Source organism: Candidatus Eisenbacteria bacterium, from assembly GCA_016235265.1.
Taxonomy (GTDB): Bacteria; Eisenbacteria; RBG-16-71-46; order RBG-16-71-46; family JACRLI01; genus JACRLI01.
This window is the reverse complement of record JACRLI010000009.1, coordinates 116,580-133,859: the sequence shown is the minus strand read 5'-3', so window position 1 is coordinate 133,859 and position 17,280 is coordinate 116,580. Positions and strand designations below refer to the sequence as shown.

Below are 17,280 nucleotides of genomic sequence, written 5' to 3'. Positions count from 1 at the left end.
CCCTGGGGCTCCTCGCGAGCCCCCCGGCGCGCGCGCAACAGGCCGATGAGCTGCCCGTGCCCACGCGCCTGGCCCTGATCCCGTTCCGGTGCGCAAGGGCATGCCCGGAAATGCCCACGCTGCAGGCGGCGCTGGTGGACCAGCTGGTCGAGAAGAACACCTTCGAGCTGCTCATGACCCCCGAGATGGCTGACCTGCTGCTCCAGCGCCCGGAAGCGCGCACCGCCATGGATTCGCTCATCGCGCGCGCCGCCCGCGGCGTGGAGCCCGACAGCGCCACCGCGGCCGTGGTCCTCAGGCGCCTGAAGGTGGACGGGCTGATGTACGCCACGCAGGGCGCCAACGGCCCCTCGGTGGGCATCTGGAGCGTCAAGCCCCGGGCGGCAGAGGTGTTCCGCTACCAGGCCGGCAAGGCCACCCGCGGCTTCCTGCCCGAGTCGCGCCACGAGGGAGCCCAGACCAAGGGGGCCCAGTACAGCACCGGGGGCGCCCAGGCCAGCGGCGGCGGCGGCGCCCCCTCGGGCGCCAGCAGCAGCGGCGGCAAGAGCTCCGGCGAGCCCACCGCCCAGATGCCCACGCAATACGCCCGCGAAGTGACGCTGATGAACACTTCCGAGAGCTCCGACGTGCGCCTGGGGAACCTGGCCGAGAAGATCGCCGCGGAACTGCACAAGATCCTGCATCCGCACTCCGAGGTGGAATCCGGGTCGCAATAGGGGACCGGAGGGAGCGGGGCCCGGGATGCCCCGGGAGGGCGGTGCAGGGAGCGCGGGATCCGCGGCTTGAGCAGCTTGGGGCACCTTATCCGATAGTTGACATAATATACCTTATACGACAATCGGTTAGATGCGCCGCGAAGCGACTCGGAAGGCGCAGGGATGGCCGTAAACGAGCCCTACATCCAGGCCTACCGCCTGATCCCCCGGCGCCGGGACATCGGCGCCACCATGTACCTACCGGGGCCTTCTGTCTGCTGGCGGTCAATCGTCAGGAGGATGCGTTCTCGGATGGTCGAGGCCACGGTCCCCCTGAAACCTCCCCGCACTTCGGACAACGCCTCTCGGTGAGGAGCACCGAGACGTTCTCCATGCACTTGGGACAGATTCGCAACTGCCTCTCATCGCTCTGCTGCGGTCCAAGATCTTCAGCGCCTGCCACCCCCCCGCTCGCCCGCAAAAGGAGTCCACGAAGCTCTCGTTGATGAGCCCCCGCCTGCGCGATCCTGGCGCAGATGGCCAACAAACATGCGAAGCAAATCGCAGCCACACCGCCGGTACCCCTGGAAACGAAGAAGGCGCCGAGCAGCGCCACTAGGATTGCGAGTACCAAGAGCACGGACATAGGCGACCTCCGCGGTTGGGGTATCCGGAAGAGTCTACCACCCACGGGCCGACGCTGGCCTTGGAGAAGAGAGCTCTTGTCACTGCTACTTGATGTAGGTCACCCGGGAGGACTTGCTCAGGCCGCCGCCGGTCCAGCGCACGAGGTACACGCCCGAGGGGACGGAGCGACCACCGTCGTCACGTCCGTCCCAGTTGACCAGATGGGCCGGCAGGCGGCCGGGCGCGAAGGTCCGCACAAGCCGACCGCCAAGGTCGTGAATGCGGATGACCAACTGGAGCGACCCGGGGCCGGCAGCGAGGATCCTCAACCCGGCGGAACCATGCCCGGGATTGGGACAGACGCGCAACGACACCGCGGAGCCACGCGCCGCCCCGCGTTCGGGGACATCCACGGTCCCCGGCAGCACGGGGGTGTTGAAAGTAAAGTCATCAACCCCCTGCCCGACTTCCTTCATTCGCAACATGGCCACGACCGGAGCGGGAAGGCTGAACACTGTCAGGTGCCCTCCCCCGCTGTTGAATTCCTCTGCGACGACCTGCCCGTGAACATCGTAGGCCGTCATCGCCCAGGCCCCTCCATTGGTCGTGGATGGTGTAGCCCACGGGAACCGGCGAAAGGTCCGGGTAGAAGTCGAAGTTCACGACCTCGGCCGCCCACACCCGTGATGCGAGGCCGGCGCCAAGCGCGAGAGCGAGAGCGGGGACAATGACGGCGACCTGGGAGCGAAGCATGGCAGCCTCCGGATGTCTGAAGCTACCGGGTGTCCGGTCCCTGCGGCGGGATCACCCCCGGGGGCATCACCGGCGCGACCGGCGGCGCCGAGCCCGGCAGCGGCGGCATGCCCGGCACCGGCGGCGTGACCGGCGGCGCCACGGCATGCGGGTACAGCCGCGCGAACAGGTCGGTCATCACCAGCGCGGTGCGGCGGGTATTCTCCTCGATGTCCAGCATCACCTGGATCCACTCGCTGGCGAAGAGCAGGTACACGAACCCGATGGCCACCGAGAGCACCAGCCCCGGGACCACCGGCAGCAGCGCCATGTCGTGGCGGACCAGCACCATCACCAGCGCCGCGCCCACCAGCAGCAACCCCGCGCCGAGCACGAACCACGCCACGTAGCGCAGCAGGCTCGAGACTTTCCGCAGCAGCCAGAACTTGTCCTGCAGGATGAAGCTCCGCGACAGACCCGGGACGTGCATTGCTGGTCCCTCATTCCTTGGTAAGTTAGGGGGTGGGCGGACGTACGACGGACCTCAAGCGGACCACAGCGTGCCCTCGAAGTCCTCGCCGGGCACCTCCAGGGTGATGGCCGAGGACGCGGGCACCAGTTCGTGCGCCCCGTCGGGTGTTTCCAGCCGGACGACGAACTGCATCCGGTCGCCGGCGATGAGCCCCAGGTCGCGCAGGGGCACGCTGAGCTCGGTGATGGCCCGCGTCGCGCACACGCCCACGGCCCCTCCCACCTGCCAGCTCCCCTCCTCCCAGCGCTCCACTTCGAGCGGGCCCTGCTCGCCGGGATCAATCCCCGGAAGCCACAGCCGCGCGCGCACAGGTTCCCAGATTTCCAGGGCCACTTCAAGCCCGGCCTCCGCCAGGCCTGCGCCCGGCGTGCATGGCCCCGCCCTGCGCCCCGGGCTCGATGCAGCCCGCCATGCGCCACTCGTAGAAGTGGCTCACTTCGCCGTCAATCACCGGGCGCACCAGGCCCACCGGGGCACTGAAGGCCTGCCGGGTCTCCGGCCGCTTCACCGGCTGCGACAGACGCGCCGGCGCCGGCTGGCCCACCACGCGGTAGACGGCCTGCAGGCGGGCCAGGAACAGCCGGTCGAAGATGTCGGCGTCGTCGGTGAAGTGGTCGTCGCCGTACCACCAGAACCAGTCGCTGCCCTCGGCGGCCCCGATGTGGCGCCACGCTTCCTCGCGCGCCGCGGAGGTGAGCGTGCCGGCGCGCAGGGCGTGCTCCAGGGCCTCGCGGGCCTGCACCAGCAGGTCCCAGGCGGTGTTGTCCTCGGGATGGCCGATCCACACGCGGAAGTTGTGGTGGATCCACGAACCGGCGAACAGGTGCCGCAGCGCCGGCGCCTCCGCCGCGCTTTCGGCCACGATCTCCGAGAAGGTGACGGTGCGGATCCAGGGAGTGGACTCCAGCGCGCGGTAGAGCGCCTCCAGGAACGGCTCGCCGTCGTCCTCGTAGCCCTCCCAGCAATTCTCGCCGTCCAGGGCCACGGTGACCACCGGGTCGAACGGGCCGCGCCAGTCCTTCCCGATCCGCTCCAGCCGCGACATGAAGTCCCGCACCGCGACCTCGGGATCCACCGACTGGTAGGCGAAGCCGATGCGGTCGCTCAGTTCCTGGTCGCGGAAGAACATGAGCAGGCGGCGACCGGCGTGCTCCACGGCGAAGGGCTGGTAGAGCACCTCGCGCACGTCGCGGGAGGGGCCGGGCGGGATACCCAGGGAGCACGCCAGCACGTTCTCGTCGGAGGCCGCCCACGCGACCCCCTCCTCCGCCAGCAGGTGGGCCACCGCCTGGCTGACGCTGCCTTCCGACGGCCACATTCCGGCCGGCCGCGCCCCGAAGCGACGCTTCATGTCCTCGAGCGCGGTGCGCACCTGCCAGCCGGCATCCTCCGGAAAGTGCCACCGCGTGCGCGGCAGCTCGAGATCCGGCAGGGCTTCCCACGCCGCGCGCGGGTCCAGCAGCAGCGGCAGGATGGGGTGATAGTACGGGGTGCAGCTGATCTCGATGCGCCCGGCCTCGGCGGCCGCGCGGTAGGCGGGCACCATGCGGCTCAACACGTCCAGGTGGGCCTGCAGCACGCGGTGCTTTTCGGCCTCGGTGAAGTCGCGGCCGCGCGCGGCCAGGTCGGCCACGCCGCACCGCTCCCAGTGGCGGCGGTCCAGCCAGCCCAGGTGGAAGATGGTGGCCAGGTCGCGCATGTCCTGCGCGGGGAACAGCCGTTCCAGCTCGGCATCGGAGAGCGCAGCCCAGCCATCGCGCAGCCGGGCGCGCAACTCGGCCAGGCGCGGCCAGCGGGCGATGCCCAGTTTCGCGTTCAGCGAAAAGAAGTGCCGCAGGCCGAAGCGGCGCGCGGAGCCATCCAGCGTGTCCGCGTCGCGCTCGGCCACGACCTGGCAGTCGTCCCGCCGGCCGGCGAGGTAGGCGTCCACCTGGTCCAGCAGCGAGGGCACCAGGTTGAACGTGGAGCGCAGCGTCGGGTGCGCCTCCATGCGCTCCACCATGTCCACGTAGTCCTTGGCGGCGTGCAGTCGCACCCACGGCAGGGCCAGCTGGCCGGTGGCCGGGTCCTCGTAGTGCGGCTGGTGCATGTGCCACAGGAGCGCCACGCGCACCTTTCTCACGGTCCCTCCTTGGAAGAGAGAACGCCGGAGCCGACCCTGCTGGGTCCTGCTCCGGCGTCCGGATGCCGCTCTGCCGCGCCCTCGGCCGGCTGCAGGCTACTTCGCCGCGCGGGCCTTGACCTCGGCGATGGCCTCCCGCGCCGGTCCGGCGTAGCGGGAGGTGCGGTGCTCGGAGAGGATCCGCTGGTAGGCGGCCTCCGACTTGTCGAACTTGCCGGCCTGCGCCCAGCACCGCCCCTGGGCCCACAGGGCCATGGGCGTGAGGTCGCTGCCCTCCGGGAGGTCCGCCACCCTGCCGTACGCCTCGGCGGCCTTGTCGAACTGCCGCTGCTGCTCCAGGCACGCGGCCACCCCGGTCAGCCCGGCGCGGCCCTCGATGTCCTTGATGCCGACCTTGTCCGCGAACTTCTGGTACAGCTTCTGGGCCTCGGGGATCTTGCCCATGTCGAAGTTGGCGTCGGCCTCGTCGCGCAGCGCCCGCTTCGCGGTGGGCGTGCCCGCGTAGCGCTGCTGGATCTCCTTGAAGGCGGCCAGCGCGCCGTTGTAGTCCCCGGACATCATCTGGTACTTGCCGCGGAGCAGCAATTCGGCCGCCTGCTCCTCGTTCCGCCGGCCCTGGCCCTGCCAGAAGATTCCCAGCACCACCAGCAGCACCACCGCGCCCAGCCCGATCAGGACCTCGCGGGAGTGGGTCTCGACCCACTCGTAAGTCTCTGTGAAAAATGCAATTACCGGATCTTCGCGCAGTTCCTTGCGGGTCAGTTTATCGCTCATTGGCTGGCCTGGCACTCCCATCGCACAACCGGCGCGCCGCGGGGCGCGCCGGAAACCCCTGTGAATTCCAAGAAAAGCATGGTAACGGCCGGAGACGCGCTTGTCAATTGCAGTCCACCCCCAGCAGGCGGGCCCCCTCCCGGCGGAGCCAGGTGTGCGGCCGGCCGCAGCCGTCGCAGGTCAGTCCCTCCCAGCGTCGCAGGTGCAGGTCCAGCTCAGTGGCCCGCACCAGGGCCGGCCGGCCCTTGAGGCGCACCTCGGCCACGAGCCACGGGGCCCACAGCACCGAGGCGCTCACCAGCCCGTAGCGGGCCTCCTCCCCCCCGCCGCCCAGAGCGTCCAGCTTTCGGCGCCACTCCCGTTTGAGCTGCTCCACCCGCTCGCGGGAGCGCTTTTCGCCCCGCCGCGGCGATCCGCCGCGCTCCTCGCGCAGCAGCTGCTCGTAGTAGGCGTTGAGCCGCTTCTCCTCCTCGCGCGCCCCTGCCCGGGCCCGGCGCACGCGCTGCGCCAGCTTCTCGCGCATGGCTTCCAGCAGCGCCGCGCGGGCCTGCTCGAAGCCGGCGCGGACCGGCAGGCCGCGGCGCGAAGGCCCGCGGCCGGCGGGGGGTGGCACGAAGTCGTGCTGATCGCCCGGCGGCACCTCGCGGGACTCGCCGGTGGCGGGGTCGAAGCGCACCGAGCGCAGCTCTTCGCGCCCCTCGCTGCCCTGCCAGCGGACCTTGAAGTTGTAGACCAGCTGCGGGCGCACCTCGCCGCGGAGCACCGAGAGGGCCGGCTGTTGGCCCTCGATTTCCAGGCGCGACGCGAGGATCTTGAGCCCCTCCTCCGGCGGCACGCCCGAGAGCCACAGGTCCGCGGCCAGGCCACGGTCGCGCACGTGCGCGATCAGGGCCTGCACCGCGGGGCTGTCCCAGGCCAGCGGCTCGCGGTTCCCGGTGGCGCCGTCGCGCGCCGGGCCGAACTCCAGCTTCCCGCGGCCCAGCACCCGCGCCAGCTCGCGGCCCGGCTCCACGGTCCAGCCTTCGTCGGGGCCGCGCTCCACCCGGGCCCCGTGCACCTTCAGGCACTCCAGGACCCACTCGGTGAGCAGGCGGCCGCCCCGCGCGGGCGCGTCAGGCTTCATCGAGGATCGATTCATCCATCTCCCGGATCTGCTCGTAGCGCCGCTGCGCGGCCACCAGCTCGTCGGCCAGCTGCTCGAAGCGGCGGCGGCGCGCCTCGGCGCCCTCGCTGGCGTTCCAGGCGCGGAACACGCGGTCCTCCAGGGTGTGCGGCTCCTGGATGTGGCTCAGGATGTTCTCCACCTCGCCCACCACCAGCTCGAACAGGCGGATCTTGCGGTACAGCGTCTCCAGCACCGCGGACTCGATGGTGTCCTCGGCGGCCAGGTTGTACACGCGCACGTCGTGCGTCTGTCCCAGACGATGCACGCGCCCGATGCGCTGCTCCACGCGCATCGGGTTCCACGGCAGGTCGTAGTTCACCAGCACGTGGCAGAATTGAAGATTGCGGCCCTCGCCGCCGGCTTCGGTGGACACCAGCACGCGGTCCCCACCGCGGAACGCGCTCACCGCACCCTCCTTCGCCTGCTCCGAGAGCCCCCCGTGGAACGCGGCCACGCGCATGCCGCGCGCGCGCAGTTCCGAGACCAGGAAGTCCAGGGTGGCGGTGAATTGCGTGAATACCACGGCCTTCTCGTCGCTGCCCTCGAGGATCTCCAGCAGCGCCCCCAGCTTGGCCTGGGGGCCCACCTTCGCCGCCATCTCGTAGAGCGCGCCCAGCTCGCGCCCCTCGCGCTCCCCCCGGGCGTGGCGGGTCAGCACGCGCAGGGTCTTCACCGCTGCCTGCACGCTGCTGCCCAGCTCCTTCTGCAGCACCAGCAGCGACAGGTGCTCCGCCCCGCCCCGGGAGCCCGACCCCAAGTTGCGCACGGCGAAGGCGCCCATGGCGTCGTAGAGTTCCCGCTCCGGCGGGTTCAAGCGCACCGAGCGCGTCTCCACGTGCCGCTTCGACCACTGCAGGCCGGCGCCGGCGCGGGTGCTGCGCACCATGACGCCTCCCAGCAGGCCGCGCAGCTGTTCCGGCTGGGCGGGGGTGCGCGGGTCCCCGCGGGTCACGTAGTTCTTCTTGAAGCTGCGCCACGTCCCCAGCGCCCCCGGGCGCACCAGGCTCACCAGGTTGTACAGCTCGCGCATGTCGTTCTGCACCGGCGTGGCGGTGAGCAGCAGCAGGTGGCGCGGCGCCAGCTCGGCCACCAGCTGCCGGTTCAGGGTGCGCTGGTTGCGCAGCCGGTGGGCTTCGTCCACCACCACCAGGTCGTAGAGGCTCTCGGTGACGGCGCTGCGCCGGGCGGGCATCTTGGCGCGCTCCAGCGAGGAAATGAGCAGCGGCGCGGTGCTCCAGGGGCGCCCCGGCGGCTGGATCTCGAAGGCCAGGTCGAACTTGCGCGCCATCTCCTCCTGCCACTGCAGGCACAGCGAGGCGGGCGCCAGGATCAGCACGCGCCGGACCAGCCCGCGCAGCAGGTATTCGCGGAGCACGATGCCGGCCTCGATGGTCTTGCCCAGCCCCACCTCGTCGGCCAGCAGCGCCCGGCCGCGCATCTCCCGCAGCACGCGCAGGCAGGCCTGCTCCTGGTGCGGGAAGCGCTCCACGTCGCGCAGGCTGGGCAGGGACAGCAGGCGGTCGAAGCCCTGCTCGCGGACCAATTCCTCGGCCTTGAGGCGCAGCCGGAAGAGTTCGGGCGGATCGAGTACGCCCTTCTCGAGGCGGTCCAGGATCTCGCCGGCGGTCTCATCGAAGACGATGCCCTCGACGGAGGAGGTCGCGGCCGCGGCCGGCTCGGCGCCGGGCCCAACGGCCGTGGCGGGGCCGGAGCCCGGGGCGCCGGGACCGGCCGGGGACAGGCCGTCTTCGTCCCCGGCGCTCACGGCTTCGCCGGTGATTGGTGCGTCCGCGGTGTTCACGGGGGTCCCGGAGGATCCAGCCTGCGGGTCCGCCGCGACGGGAAGCGCCCGGGGGCGCGCGGGGGACGCGTCGCCGCCCGGTGTGGCGCGCGGCTCGCGGGTGGATCGCACGGCTTCGAGTTGGGGCGTGTTCGAAGACAGGCGGCGGGTGCCGTCGGGAAACACCACTTCGAGCACGTCGAAGCGGGCCCCCTCCTTCACTTCCACCACCAGGCCGGCGCCGAATACGGGGTGCCGGACCTTTTGTCCGGCGCGGAATCGCGGTCGAGTCACGAGGAGTCGGGTTCCCCCGGGGGTGGGACCAGGGCCGGGTCCGTCCAGGGCGATGGGGCCTCTAGTCGAGCACGTAGAAATGGAGACCCGCGGTGAGCTGGATCTCGTGATCCAGCTTCGTCGGCCCGCTGTCTCCGCCCACGCGCGGGTAGCTGGTCTCGGCCGCGCTGTGCACCAGCGCGCGCAGCGAAAGATCGGCGGTCACGGACCGCCGCAGGAACACCTCCGTGCCCAGCGTCAGCGAGCCGTAGATGCGGTCCGGCTTGTTGGCGGCGTAGGCTTCCGTGGAGGGTGCGAAGGCGGTGGGGCTCCACACGCCGGCGCCCAGGAGCAGGTACACCGGGTGCTCGTTGGAACCGAACACTTTCCCGGCCTCCACGCCGGCGCTCCACACAGTGAGCCGCTCGAGTTCCGTGGAATCGCCCGAGGCCACGAAGGGCATGGTGGCGCTGGGACGGTACCACTGCTGCGCGAAGGTGACACCGAGCACGAACTTCCTGCGCATCCGGTAGCGCACGTGGCCCTGCCAGCCGGGCCGGCCGCGGTCGAACGCGCGCGCGAGGTAGCTGCCCCCGCCCAGGGTGGACACGTCGGCGGAAACGCCCAGGCTGATGGTGCCCGGGCGGATGTTGGTCGCCCGCGACTCCGCGGGTACGAGCAGCAGCGCGGTCCCCAGCGCGGCCGCGGACAGGGCGATCCCCCACCCCGGCTTCGGCATGTCTCCTCCTGTGCCCGCGGCCTCAGGCCCGCGGATGGAACTGCTTGAACTGCTCCGCGAGGTACTCCCGATCCGCGTGCGTGTAGATCTCGGTGGTGGTGATGGACGCGTGGCCCAGCAGCTCCTGGACGCTCCTCAGATCCGCGCCGCCCTGGAGGAGGTGGGTGGCGAAGGAGTGACGGAGGACGTGGGGCGTGACCTTTTCGGCCAGCCCGGCGGTCCGCGCGTGACGCTTGAGGACCGTCCAGAAACCCATGCGCGTGAGGGGACCGCCCCGCGCGTTCAGGAAGATGTACGGGCTGGTGCGCCCCCGCAGCAGGTGCGGCCGGGAGCCCTCCATGTACGCCACGAGGGCCTCCCGGGCCTTCGAACCCAGCGGGATCAGGCGCTGCTTGTCGCCCTTGCCGCTGACCAGCAGGAAGGACTCCTCGAACTGCACGTCGGGCACCTTCAGCGAGATCAGCTCCGACACCCGCAGCCCGCCGCCGTACATCACTTCCATCATGGCGCGGTCACGGATGCCCAGGGTCGTGTCCAGGCGCGGCTGCGCCAGCAGCATCTCCACCTCGCCGATGACCAGGAACCGCGGCACCCGGGCCGGCCGGCGCGGGGCCTCCAGGTTGGCGGTGGGATCCAGCACCCCGGGCTGGCCCGAAGCGTAGTGGAAGAAGGTGCGCAGCGTGGACTGGTGGCGCGCCACGCTGGTGGCCGCCAGCCCCCCGCGACGGAGCGCGCCCAGATGGGCCTCCACCTGCGCGGGCGTGAGCTTGTCCCATTCCGCGCCGGCTTCCTTGAGGTACCGCCCGAAATCGCGGAGATCCAGGTAATACGCCTGCAGGGTGCGCGGCGACAGGCGCCGCTCCTCCTCCAGGTGCTTGAGGAATCCCCGCACCGCTTCTTCGAACCCGCTCGCTTCCGTCGTCATGCTGTCTGCTTCCCTGCTCCCGCCCCTGCCTGAAGGGCCTCGTGGATCTTCGCGGCGAGTCGCGCCCCGATGCCGGGCACCCGTTCGATCTCGTCGCGACCCGCGCTGCGCAGGGCGTCGAGGGAACCGAAGTGCCGCAGCAACAGGCGCTCTCGCCCGGGACCGACGCCCGGGAGGGTGCGGAACACGGAAGCGTTGGCCCGGGCTGCACGGAGTTTCCGATGGTACGTCACGGCAAAACGGTGCGCCTCGTCGCGCACGCGCTGCAGAAGCTGTAGTGCCCCGGAGTGGCGCGGCAGCCGCACCGGGTCCCTCCGCCCGGGAAGATAGATCTCCTCCAGGCGTTTCGCCAACCCCAGCGCGGGCACGCCCTCCAGGCCGTGCTCACGCAGGGCCGCCTCGGCCGCGCCGAGCTGCCCCCGGCCCCCGTCAATCAGGTACAGGTCGGGCCTGGGAGCCCCGCCGCCGCGCACGCGCGCGGCGCGCCGGCCCACCGCCTCGGCCATGCTCCGGAAGTCGTCGTTGCCTTCCAGGTGGCGGATCCGGAACCGCCGATAGTCGCTGCGCTTGGGTCTGGCATTCCACAATACCACAAGTGAGGCCACCGTTTCGCTACCTTGAAGGTGCGACACGTCGAAGGCCTCGATCCTCAGCGGCGGCGCGCTCAGGCCCAGGACCTTCTGGAGGTCGTAGAGCGCCGGATCCACCCGGAGCACCTTTTCGCCACCCTGGAGCGAGTCTTCCAGCGCCAGGGTGGCGTTCTGGCGGGCCATCTCCAGCAGCGCCACCAGGGGCCCCCGCCGGGGGATCCGGAGGCCCGCGCCCGCCCGGCGGCCGCGGAGGAACTCCTCCACCAGATCCTGCCCGGCGGGGGCCTCCGGCACCACCACCTCGCGGGGCAGGGCCTCCAGCCGCGAATAGTGCTGCGTGATCCACGCCGCCCAGACTTCGTCCAACGGCCGGCCCGCCACGTTGCGCAGCTCGCGGACCCGCTTGGCGAGCACCCTCCCGCCGCGCACTTCCAGCGCCACGCCCGCGGCGCGGTCCCCGCTCACGGCCAGGCCCAGGACGTCCTGGTCCCGGCTGTCCAGGCTCACCATGCGCTGCCGGCTGAGCAGCCGCTCCACGCGCTGGAGCTGGTCGCGCCGCCGCGCCGCGTCCTCGTAGTCGCGCCGCCCGCTGGCGGCTTCCATTTCCTGCCGCAGCCGCTCCAGCAGGGCGTCGCTGCGGCCGGACAGAAACAGGCACAACTCGTCCACGATCCGCCGGTGTTCGTCCACCGCGGCCCCGCCCTCGCAGGGCGCCACGCAACGGCCGATGTGATGGTCCAGGCACGCCCGCTTCGGCAGCGTGGCGCAGGTGCGCACCGGGAACACCGTACGCAGGAACTTGAGCCCCGCGCGGACTTCCCGCACGTCGGTAAACGGCCCGAAGTAGCGCGCCCCGTCGCCCAGCGGTTTGCGCGTGAATCCCAGGCGGGGCACCGCCTCCTGCACGCTCAGCTTCACGTGGGGGTAGCGCTTGTCGTCCTTCAGGCTGATGTTGTAGTGAGGCTGGTGCTCCTTGATCAGCGTGAGCTCCAGGAGCAGCGCCTCGCTCTCGGACGAGGTGACGATGTACTCCAGGCCGGAGACCTGCGCCACCAAGCTGCGCACTTTCGGGTGTTCGGAGGGGGTGGCGGAGAAGTAGGAGCGGACCCGGTGGTCAAGGCGTTTTGCCTTCCCCACGTAGATCACCCGGCCCTGGGTGTTCTTCATAATGTACACACCCGGGGAGCCTGGGAGCGCAGCCAGGACCTGACGGATCTTCAGCAGTCGCTCCGAGCTCATCGCAACCCCCATCAAGCCGGCCTGATAACCCACCATAACACAAACCGCTCGCCCCTGCATACCCTCCCCGGACCCCTCCCCGGGCCAACAAGTCCTTGTGTTGACACCGATTGCGGCTTCAGGTAGGATACCGTCTTTGGAGTCGCCACTGGGAATCCATTCGAGGAGCATGAAATGCCACACCACAAGTCCGCGAAGCACCGGGTCAAGACCAACGCCCGGGACAACTCAAAGAACCGCGCGGTGATGTCCGAGGTCCGCAGCAGCGTGCGCACGGTCCGTGACAAGGCCGAAGCCAAGGACGCCGCCGCCCCGGCCACCTACCGCGAAGCCGCGTCGGTCCTCGACCGCGCCGTTCGCAAGGGTGTCCTCAAGAAGGCCACCGCGAACCGGCAGAAGGCCCGCCTGGCCCGCGCAATCGCCCGCGGCTGATGCTGCCCGGCCGCCGGGCCTGCATCGCCGCCGGGCTGGCTGTGGCGCTGGAGCTCACCGGCCTCCCCACGCCGGTCCGGGCCGGGCCGGCTGATTCCCTGACATTTCGCACCCTGCCCGCGGAGACCCCCCGGGTCGCGCCGGCTTCCTCGTGGAGCCGGCGCCGTGTGCCGTTGCTGGTCGGCGGCGCGGCGCTCACGGTCGCCTCGCTGCTGTCCTCCCAGTTGCTGCTCGCGGCCGCGAACCGCCGCTACGAGCAGTATCGCCAGAGCCCCGACCCGGCGCAGATGGAGCGTCACTACTCGGACGCGCGCCGGCTGGACCACTGGTCCGACGCCCTCCTGATCGTGGGTGAATCCGCCGCCGCCGCCACGCTGCTGCTGGCGTGGCGCGTACCGGAGCACGGCCTCGCCGTGAGCGTCCAGCCCGTGCCCGGCGGCGCCGGGCTGCGGGTGGCCTGGAACCCGTGACCGCGGCCGGGGGCCCGGGCGTTCACGGAATCCGCACGGCGCTCCTGGCCGGCGCGGCCGTGGCGCTGCTCGCCGGCTGCAGCACGCGCGAGCGCTCCAACCCGCTGGATCCCCTGAATCCGGACACCGGCGGCCGGCTGCAGGACGTGACCGCGACGGCCGCCCACTCCCGGGTCAGCCTCTCGTGGAGCGTGTTCGCGTTCAGCCCCACGCCGCAACTGCTCCTGGAGCGGGCGGAGACCAACGACCCGGTGTTCGCCACCCTCGCCAGCGTGCCGCTCACCCGGGCCGGATTCGTGGACACCACCGCGCGCGACGGCGTGCAATACGTCTACCGTCTGCGGGCGGTCACGGCCTCCGGCCCCGGGCTCCCCACCGAGGTCACGGCGACGCCGGGCCCCGAGGTGGTGTGGCTGGCTGACGCGGGACGGGACCGGCTGGCGGTGCTCGCCCCCGACTGCGGCGCGGTGCGCGCCTCCCTGGAGGTCTTCAACTTCCCTTCCGACGTGGCGTGGGACGCGGTGACGGGCGAGCTGTGGCTGGCCAACACCTTCGACGGCGTGGTGGCCGAGCTGGACAGCGCCGGCAACGTGCGCGCGACGCACACCGCCCTGGACTACCCCCGAGCCCTGGCGGTGGACCCCCGGCGCGGCGGCTGCTGGGTGGCAGACGACCACGCCGGCACGGTGGCGCTGCTGGCCCCGGGCGGCCAGCTGCTGGCCCGGGCCACCGGCTTCGCCGGCCCGGTGGGTCTGGCCGTGGATCCCTCCGACGGCGGCGCGTGGGTGGCCGAAGCCGACGCCGGGCGCATCACCCGCGTGCGTCGCGACGGCACGCGCGTGGTCAGCCGCCGGGGCTTCGCCCAGCCGGAAGGGCTGGCGTTCGACCCGGGCGGCCCGCACGACCCGCCCTCCCTGTGGGTGGCCGACTTCGGCGCGGACCAGCTGGTGCGCCTGGACGCCGACGGCGTGGAGCGCTACCGGCTGGTGGGCTTCCCGGGGGTGCTGGACGTGATCGTGGATCCCGCGGACGGCTCGGTGTGGGTGGCCTGCTCGAAGTCCGGCGCGGGCAGCGTGTCGCGCCTTTCGCGGGAAGGGCGGGTGCTGTGGACGGTGGAGGGGCCGGTGAACCCGGTGGCCCTGGCGGTCAACCCCGCGGACCAGTCGGTGTGGGTGGCGGACGCGGCCGACAACGCCGCGTGGAAGATCGCGGCGTCGGGCTCCCCCGCGCGCCGGCTCGGGGACCTGGGCTATCCGCTGGGGATCGCGGTGGTGCCGGGCCCGGTGGCGCTGCCATTCGCGCCCGGCGCGGTGGCCCGGGCGGCGCCCCGGGTCAAAAATTGAATCCCACGCTGAAGCTCGTGTCGGTCCCCGGCTGCCAGCCGTCGCGGTCGTGGACCTTCGCCACGTCCAGCCGCACCGCCGGAAAATACCCTCCGAACAGGTAGAACCCCACCCCCACCGATCCCACCGGCGACTCGAAGCGGCCCTGCCCGAAGGAGGCCACGTCCACGAAAGGCGCGGCCATGATGTCGGGCAGGCGCACCCCTCCACCGGGCGTGGACAGGATCAACGACTTCACCAGCGGGAACCGCAGCTCGTGGTTCATCAGCGCCAGGCGCGTGGCCAGCACCCCGCGGCGCGGGAATCCGCGCAAGTCGGCGAAGCCCCCGGCGCGCACCGGCTCGGCGTCCTCCCCGGTGGCCCACTCCGCGCGCACGCGCGAGGCCCACACCACGTTGGGCAGCAGTTCCTGGTAGCGGCGGCCCTCCAGCCGCAGGGTCCAGAAGTTGCCCTTGCCCGCGGACAGGTCGCGCGTCTGCCCGGCGGACAGCACCGCGCGCCAGCCGGCGGTGAGGCCGTTTCCGCCCAGCCAGGCGTTGTCATGCACCAGGGTGAGATAGTGCGAGAGCAGCGAAGCCTCCCCCATCCGCCCGTCGGCAAACAGGTGATGAGTGGCGCGGCGGAACACCACGCTGGTTTCCACGCGGTCGAAGCGGCTCAGCGGGTAGCTGGCCACCAGCGTTCCGCCCGTGCGGTGCTCGTTGCGAACCACGTCCAGGCGGCTGTCGTAGATCCGGTTCAGCCGGAACAGCCCGAATCCCAGCGCCAGCCGGTGGGAGTAGTTGACGTAGGTGGCACCGATGTCCAGGTCGTCCACCAGGTTGGACAGCCCGTCGGTGGAGCTGCCCAGGAAGAAGCTCAATTCTTCGTTGCCCAGGAGGTCCTGCAGCGCCAGCTGGCCGGAGGAACCCCCCACTTCCGGGTCCGAGTTGAAGCCCGTCTGCACCAGTCCCAGGCCCCACCGGCGCCGGTACGGCTCCACCGGGGTGTCCGCGGGGGCCAGGGGCCGCGACCAGTCCGCGGCCAGCGCGCCGGTCTCGGGGGACCACTCCAGCGCCGAGTCGGCCACGCTCATCTCGAACATCTCGAACTTCCCGCCGGAATACTGGCTGAACACCAGGTGCGTGCTGTCTGCCTCCCACGCGGGATCCCACGCGGCCCCCAGCACCCGGGTGAGCCGCGCGCAGCCCCGGCCCGGCTCGAGCGCGTAGAGGTCCGGGGCGCCGCCGCGGTCCGAGACGAACGCCAGGCGCTTCCCGTCGGGGCTCCACGCGGGCTGGGTGTCGCTGCACCGGCCCGAGGTGAGGCCGCGGAGGCTCCCGTCCCGTCGCAGCTCGAAGAGGTGCTGGCGCCCCTCCGGGCCGTCCGGGCCGCGATCGGAGCTGAAGGTGATGGCGGCGCCATCCGGTGTGAACACCGGGTCCCGGTCGTCGTAGGCGTCGTGCGTGAGGCGCGTGAAGGCGCCGGTCCCGCGGTCCACCAGGTACAGGTCGGCGTCGCCCGCGAGGTCCTGGCCCCGCACCACCAGCGAGTCCCCGCCCGGCGACCACGAGGGCGAGCCCAGCGACACCAGGCCGGGTGACTCGAATTCCGCGCGCTCCTCCCCTCCCGGCAGGCCCAGCACGTGGATCACGTCGCGCGAGCCCTGTCGGCTGACCAGCGCCAGCTCGCCGCGGCGGCTCACGCCCATGCGGGTCTCGAAGAAATGCAGGGACTCGTAGCCGCGGCGATTTCCGCCGCGCACCAGCCGGCGCTGTTCCGAGGCCAGCCCGCGCCGCTCCCACAGCCACACGCCGGGGTAGTCGCCCTGGTCGGAGAAGTGCACCACCTGCAGCGTCGCCCGGGACGTGCCCGGCACCACCGCGGGCCGCAGGTTGACCCAGCCCCGCGAGGCCAGCGGAGTCGCGAACTCGGAGGCCTCGCGGCGTTCCGAAATCAGCGGGTAGTAGCGCCTGCGCAGAGAGGCGAACCACTCCCGGCCCAGGTCCTCCAGCGCCATGCCCCACGCGGCCTGCGCGCACTCCTCCGCCGTCTGCTTGCGCGGCCAGGCCTCGAAGAACTTTGCCAGCCCGGCCGTGCCCCCCACCCGGGGGGCCGCGAAGTCCAGGAAGGACTGGCCCTCCTTGTACATCAGGAAGCTGCCCTCCACCCGCCACAGGTGCTCCAGGTCCTGTGCGAAGCCTCCCAGCACCGCGGTGCGCAGCACCATGTCGTCGTCGGAGGTCCAGCCGCCGGAGAGATGCTCGGCCCAGCCTTCCACGAACCACAGCGGGGGCTGCTGTCGCAGCACCGCACGGCTCTTCTTCGCCGCCGCCGAGAGATGGTCCAGCATGAAGGCGTGGGCCAGCTCGTGGCGCACCACGTGCACCAGGCGCGCGTGCGAGCCGGTGTGCGGGATCAGCACCCGCCCGCGCATCAGCTCGGTCACCCCACCCACCTCCTCGGGAGAGGCGCCGGGCAGGATGTTGGAGGACTCGAAGTCGCGGTGGGAGCTGAATACGAACATGGGGATGGGCTTCGAAAGCCGGTGGCCGATGCGGGCCTCGTACTCCACGCAGGCCGATTCCGCCACCGCCAGCGTGGCGCGGGCCAGCTCCGCCTCCTGCGGGTAGAAGTACAGCCTCAGGTGCGGGGTCACGGCGGAGAGCCAGTTCAGCGGCTGGTAGAGAACCTTGTTGGCCCCGAACACGCCCTGGGCGCCCGCGGGCGCGGCGCACAGGGCGGCCGCCAGGAGGCAAACGGCGGGAAGACTGCGACTCGTCACCGCCGAACGGGCGGTGACGATGCCATGGCGGGACGCGCGGCGCCCCGCGGCAGCGGTGGATTGGGACCGGGGCACGGA

At 71.6% G+C, this 17,280-nt stretch carries 15 protein-coding genes; 4 read left to right on the top strand and 11 right to left on the bottom strand.

Features of this window, described 5'->3' with window-relative positions:
• Positions 1-110: 110 nt before the first annotated feature.
• A complete protein-coding gene (locus tag HZB25_05250) occupies positions 111-716 on the top strand; it encodes a hypothetical protein (protein ID MBI5836632.1) in 606 nt (201 codons plus the stop codon).
• Between the two features lie 710 nt (positions 717-1,426).
• On the opposite strand, the gene HZB25_05245 is transcribed toward HZB25_05250, so the two are convergent.
• The 10 genes from HZB25_05245 to uvrC form a co-directional block, all read right to left on the bottom strand.
• On the bottom strand, positions 1,427-1,906 hold the full coding sequence (locus HZB25_05245) for a hypothetical protein (GenBank protein MBI5836631.1): 480 nt from the start codon (positions 1,904-1,906) through the stop codon (positions 1,427-1,429).
• Positions 1,907-2,097: 191 nt separating this feature from the next.
• Positions 2,098-2,544 carry a hypothetical protein gene (locus tag HZB25_05240; GenBank protein ID MBI5836630.1) on the bottom strand — a complete coding sequence of 149 codons (447 nt, stop codon included), beginning with the start codon at positions 2,542-2,544 and terminating at the stop codon, positions 2,098-2,100.
• Positions 2,545-2,598: 54 nt separating this feature from the next.
• Complete coding sequence (locus tag HZB25_05235; GenBank protein ID MBI5836629.1) at positions 2,599-2,919, bottom strand: hypothetical protein; 321 nt, start codon at positions 2,917-2,919, stop codon at positions 2,599-2,601.
• Between the two features lies 1 nt (position 2,920).
• Positions 2,921-4,708: a glycoside hydrolase gene (locus HZB25_05230; GenBank protein MBI5836628.1), complete on the bottom strand. Its 1,788-nt coding sequence runs from the start codon at positions 4,706-4,708 to the stop codon at positions 2,921-2,923.
• Positions 4,709-4,804: 96 nt separating this feature from the next.
• Positions 4,805-5,482 (bottom strand): tetratricopeptide repeat protein, encoded by a 678-nt coding sequence (locus tag HZB25_05225; protein MBI5836627.1) that lies wholly within the window; start codon positions 5,480-5,482, stop codon positions 4,805-4,807.
• Between the two features lie 103 nt (positions 5,483-5,585).
• Positions 5,586-6,605, bottom strand: coding sequence for a hypothetical protein (locus HZB25_05220; GenBank protein MBI5836626.1), 1,020 nt, complete (start codon positions 6,603-6,605; stop codon positions 5,586-5,588).
• Positions 6,595-8,721, bottom strand: coding sequence for a DEAD/DEAH box helicase family protein (locus HZB25_05215; GenBank protein ID MBI5836625.1), 2,127 nt, complete (start codon positions 8,719-8,721; stop codon positions 6,595-6,597). Before HZB25_05215 ends, HZB25_05220 begins: the two co-directional genes overlap by 11 nt.
• A gap of 61 nt (positions 8,722-8,782) precedes the next feature.
• Positions 8,783-9,439 carry a hypothetical protein gene (locus tag HZB25_05210; GenBank protein MBI5836624.1) on the bottom strand — a complete coding sequence of 219 codons (657 nt, stop codon included), beginning with the start codon at positions 9,437-9,439 and terminating at the stop codon, positions 8,783-8,785.
• A gap of 22 nt (positions 9,440-9,461) precedes the next feature.
• The gene (xerD, locus tag HZB25_05205) at positions 9,462-10,364 is read right to left on the bottom strand and encodes a site-specific tyrosine recombinase XerD (protein MBI5836623.1); all 903 of its coding nucleotides are present in this window, start codon (positions 10,362-10,364) and stop codon (positions 9,462-9,464) included.
• Positions 10,361-12,193, bottom strand: coding sequence for an excinuclease ABC subunit UvrC (gene uvrC / locus HZB25_05200; protein ID MBI5836622.1), 1,833 nt, complete (start codon positions 12,191-12,193; stop codon positions 10,361-10,363). Before uvrC ends, xerD begins: the two co-directional genes overlap by 4 nt.
• A gap of 174 nt (positions 12,194-12,367) precedes the next feature.
• Here uvrC and rpsT point away from each other — a divergent pair, with 174 nt between their 5' ends.
• Genes rpsT through HZB25_05185 form a run of 3 tightly spaced genes read left to right on the top strand, consistent with a single transcriptional unit; the run spans position 12,368 to position 14,438 of the window.
• Positions 12,368-12,625, top strand: coding sequence for a 30S ribosomal protein S20 (gene rpsT, locus HZB25_05195; GenBank protein MBI5836621.1), 258 nt, complete (start codon positions 12,368-12,370; stop codon positions 12,623-12,625).
• Complete coding sequence (locus HZB25_05190; GenBank protein MBI5836620.1) at positions 12,625-13,095, top strand: hypothetical protein; 471 nt, start codon at positions 12,625-12,627, stop codon at positions 13,093-13,095. The genes rpsT and HZB25_05190 overlap by 1 nt, the downstream gene beginning before the upstream one ends.
• Positions 13,092-14,438 carry a hypothetical protein gene (locus HZB25_05185; protein MBI5836619.1) on the top strand — a complete coding sequence of 449 codons (1,347 nt, stop codon included), beginning with the start codon at positions 13,092-13,094 and terminating at the stop codon, positions 14,436-14,438. The genes HZB25_05190 and HZB25_05185 overlap by 4 nt, the downstream gene beginning before the upstream one ends.
• Here the strand turns inward: HZB25_05185 and HZB25_05180 are convergent.
• A complete protein-coding gene (locus HZB25_05180; GenBank protein MBI5836618.1) occupies positions 14,428-17,277 on the bottom strand; it encodes a PD40 domain-containing protein in 2,850 nt (949 codons plus the stop codon). The two genes, HZB25_05185 and HZB25_05180, sit on opposite strands and share 11 nt — an antisense overlap.
• Positions 17,278-17,280 lie beyond the last annotated feature (3 nt).

Coding starts and splice junctions, on each gene's coding strand:
- HZB25_05250 (MBI5836632.1), top strand. CDS start 111: ATGCCCACGCTGCAGGCGGCGCTGGTGGACCAGCTGGTCGAGAAGAAC.
- HZB25_05245 (MBI5836631.1), bottom strand. CDS start 1,906: ATGACGGCCTACGATGTTCACGGGCAGGTCGTCGCAGAGGAATTCAAC.
- HZB25_05240 (MBI5836630.1), bottom strand. CDS start 2,544: ATGCACGTCCCGGGTCTGTCGCGGAGCTTCATCCTGCAGGACAAGTTC.
- HZB25_05225 (MBI5836627.1), bottom strand. CDS start 5,482: ATGAGCGATAAACTGACCCGCAAGGAACTGCGCGAAGATCCGGTAATT.
- HZB25_05220 (MBI5836626.1), bottom strand. CDS start 6,605: ATGAAGCCTGACGCGCCCGCGCGGGGCGGCCGCCTGCTCACCGAGTGG.
- HZB25_05210 (MBI5836624.1), bottom strand. CDS start 9,439: ATGCCGAAGCCGGGGTGGGGGATCGCCCTGTCCGCGGCCGCGCTGGGG.
- xerD (MBI5836623.1), bottom strand. CDS start 10,364: ATGACGACGGAAGCGAGCGGGTTCGAAGAAGCGGTGCGGGGATTCCTC.
- uvrC (MBI5836622.1), bottom strand. CDS start 12,193: ATGAGCTCGGAGCGACTGCTGAAGATCCGTCAGGTCCTGGCTGCGCTC.
- rpsT (MBI5836621.1), top strand. CDS start 12,368: ATGCCACACCACAAGTCCGCGAAGCACCGGGTCAAGACCAACGCCCGG.
- HZB25_05190 (MBI5836620.1), top strand. CDS start 12,625: ATGCTGCCCGGCCGCCGGGCCTGCATCGCCGCCGGGCTGGCTGTGGCG.